The sequence below is a fragment of the Halobiforma nitratireducens JCM 10879 genome (genome assembly GCF_000337895.1).
In the GTDB taxonomy this organism is placed as follows: domain Archaea; phylum Halobacteriota; class Halobacteria; order Halobacteriales; family Natrialbaceae; genus Natronobacterium; species Natronobacterium nitratireducens.
Window position 1 is genome coordinate 1 of sequence record NZ_AOMA01000195.1, and the last position, 3,593, is coordinate 3,593.

2 protein-coding genes are annotated in these 3,593 nt (G+C 65.4%); one reads left to right on the forward strand and one right to left on the reverse strand.

The annotated features are described in order from the left end of the window. Positions 1-2,762: isoleucine--tRNA ligase (ileS, locus tag C446_RS17100; RefSeq protein ID WP_006674393.1), on the forward strand; the 2,762-nt coding region annotated here is incomplete at its 5' end. A gap of 160 nt (positions 2,763-2,922) precedes the next feature. On the opposite strand, the gene C446_RS17105 is transcribed toward ileS, so the two are convergent. After that, entirely contained in the window at positions 2,923-3,441 is a 519-nt protein-coding gene (locus tag C446_RS17105; RefSeq protein ID WP_006674394.1) for a hypothetical protein, read from the reverse strand. Between the last annotated feature and the right edge of the window lie 152 nt (positions 3,442-3,593).

Consider the following 3,593-nt stretch of genomic DNA (forward strand, 5'->3'; position numbering starts at 1 on the left):
CGAAGGCCGCCGAGCGCGGCCTCGTCGAGAAGGGCCACCGCTCGATCTCGCAGTGTCCCCGGTGTGAGACCGCGATCGCGAACAACGAGGTCGAGTACGAGGACGTCGAGGATCCCTCCGTCTACGTCAAATTCGACCTGGAGAACCGAGACGGAAAGATCGTCATCTGGACGACTACCCCGTGGACGATCCCGGCGAACACCTTCGTTGCCGTCGACGAGGACGGCGATTACGTCGGCGTTCGCGCCCAGAAGGACGGCGAAGAAGAGCTACTCTACCTCGCCGAGGCCAAACACGAGGAAGTGCTGCGCGAGGGTCGCTACGAGGAGTACGAGATCGTCGAGGAATTCACCGGCGAAGACCTGATCGGCTGGTCCTACGAGCACCCGCTGGCCGAAGAAGTCCCCGACCACGTCGACGCAGAGGGCACGCACGAGATCTACGCCGCCGACTACGTCGACACGGGCGGCGACGGGACCGGCCTCGTCCACTCCGCACCGGGCCATGGTGAGGAGGACTTCGAGCGCGGGCGCGAACTCGGCTTCTCGATCTTCTGTCCCGTCGACGGCGATGGCGTCTACACCGACGAGGCCGGCAAGTACGCGGGGGAGTTCGTCAAAGACGCCGACGACGAGATCATCGCGGACTTAGACGACAACGGTGCCTTACTCGCCTCGGGTACTGTCCAGCACAGCTACGGCCACTGCTGGCGCTGCGACACGGGCATTCTCCAGATCGTCACCGACCAATGGTTCATCACGACGGCGGAGATCAAGAACGAGCTACTGGCGAACATCGCGGACAGCGAGTGGTCCCCCGACTGGGCCCGCGATAATCGCTTCCGGGACTTCGTTGAGGAAGCGCCGGACTGGAACGTCTCGCGACAGCGCTACTGGGGGACACCGTTACCGGTCTGGACCCCTGAGAACCGCGACGACGGGACGGGTACCGCCGCCAGTACAGAGCGCGCCAGCGGGCGCGCGAACGAGGACATGATCGTCATCAGCGACCGCGAGGAACTCGCCGAGCGGGTCGACCAGGACGTCGATCCCGAGACCGTCGACCTCCACAAGAACACGGTCGACGAGTTGACGATCACCGAGGACGGCACCACCTACACCCGCGTCCCCGACGTCTTCGACGTTTGGCTCGACGCGGCGGTCGCATCGTGGGGCACACTGAACTACCCCGAAGACGACAGCCAGTTCGACGAACTCTGGCCCGCCGACTTCATCCTCGAGGCCCACGACCAGACCCGTGGCTGGTTCTGGTCCCAACTCGGCATGGGGACCGCCGCGCTCGGTGAGATCCCCTACGAGGAGGTGCTGATGCACGGCCACGCACTCATGCCAGACGGGCGCGCGATGAGCAAATCCAAGGACATCCTCATCGACCCCCACGAAGCCATCGAGCGCCACGGTCGGGACGTCATGCGACTGTTCCTCCTCTCGAACAACCCGCAAGGTGAGGACATGCGCTTCTCCTGGGACGGGATGCAGACGATGGAGGACAACCTCCGGACGCTGTGGAACGTCTTCCGGTTCCCGCTGCCGTACATGCGCTTAGACGACTTCGATCCCCAGGAAACGACGCTTGAAGAGGTGGACGACGACCTCGAGCTGATCGACGAGTGGGTGCTCGCCCGGCTGCAGTCCACCAAGGCCGAGATGACCGACCACTTCGAGGACCGCCGTCAGGACAAGGCCCTGGATGCGCTCGTCGAGTTCGTCGTCGAGGACGTCTCCCGGTTCTACGTCCAGGCCGTCCGCGAGCGTATGTGGGAAGAGGAAGACAGCGCCTCCAAGGAGGCCGCCTACGCGACGATCTACCACGTCCTCCGGGAGACGGTCGCCCTACTCGCGCCGTACGCACCGTTCATCTCCGAGGAAATCTACGGCACGCTCACCGGCGACGCCGAACACGACACCGTCCACATGTGCGACTGGCCCGCCGTCGAGGAGTTCTGGGTCGACGACCAACTCGAGGCGGACGTCGCCTTCCTGCGGGCCATCGAAGAAGCGGGCGCGAACGCCCGCCAACAGGCCGGCCGGAAGCTCCGCTGGCCCGTCCCGCGAGTGGTCGTCGTCGTCGACGACGACCGCGTCGCGGAAGCGGTCGAACGACACACCGACCTGCTCGCCGACCGGCTCAACGCCCGCGAGGTCGAACTCGTCTCGGCCGAGGACCGCTGGGAGGAACTCCAGTACAGCGCCGAGGCCGACATGAGCGAACTCGGCCCCGCCTTCGGCGACCGGGCCGGGCAGGTGATGAACGCGCTCAACGAGGCTCGCATCGACGACCCAGACCTCGAGTCCCTCGAGGCGGCCGTCGCCGACCACCTCGAGGAGGGCGAGTCGATCGAGGAGTCGATGGTCTCGTTCGTCACCGAGACGCCGGATGACATCGCGGGTACCGCGTTCGGCCTGAACGGCGACGACCGCGGCGTCGCCTACGTCGACGCCTCGCTGACCGAGGACATCGAGAGCGAGGGGTACGCCCGCGAGGTCATCCGCCGTGTCCAGGAGATGCGCAAGGACCTCGAACTCGACGTCGAGGAACGGATCGCGCTCGAACTCACGATCGACGACGACCGCGTCGCCGATCTGGTCGACGAACGCGAGGCCCTGATCCGCGAGGAGGTCCGTGCGGACGAACTTCGAGGGGTCGAGGACGGTGACGGCCACCGCAAGGAGTGGGACGTCGAGGGTGTGACGATGGAGATTGCGATCGAGCCGTTGGCGGCTGCGGAAGCGTCCGACTGAGAATTCCAGCACGCGAGGTGTTGGCGAGCGTGCTGTTTTTTTGCTCTCTTGCTGAGCGAAGCGAAGCAAGGCCAGCGAGAGCTTTGCTCTCACCAGACAGGTTTTTGAGTGCGTGGTGACGACCGAAGGGAGTCACCCGAACGGACCGTTTTGCGACCGCTCACCGAACGGCCGATTCGCTGGACGCCGGTCTCTCGTCCTCACTCGAGGACGGCGAGCCGGTCGGATCGATCGACTCGTAGGGGACGTTGTGGGCCTCGAGAACGTCCCGTAAACTCTTCAGGCCCCGCGGGACGTCGATCCCGACGCGGTCGACGTGGGCGTCGGGAGACTCGCTCGGGTTCGTTTCGAAGTGGGCCGTCAGTTCGATCCCGTCGGGGTGGTGATAGCCCCTGACGTGGACCTGCCACCACCGGTAGCCAAGCGGGTGGTCAGCCACGTACTCGACCCGGCGGAGATTACAGACCTCGCCGAAGTAGGCGAACGAGAGGTCCCAGTTGGGAGCGAAGTGTTCCTCGCCGAGCAGCCGTTCGACCTCGTCGACCGTGAGGTCGACGACGATTGCGGGCTCGGGCGGCTTCGGCCGCGTGAAGAATCGACCGCGGGCGGAGAGAAACAGTCGACGGAGGTCCCGGAGGACGGCGTCGGTCAGTGCTGCTTCGGAGACGCGTCGTGCCATCGGTACGGAAGAGACGCTCGAGTGACCTGAAGCTGTAGTACGGCAGCACTGAGAGTCCTGGTCGCGTGATCGAACGCTGCTGTGAGACGAGTCCGACGCGTTCGAGGAACACGCCGAGTGGTCGCTACGAGCGGGTCGTCTGGGCCGGTAGG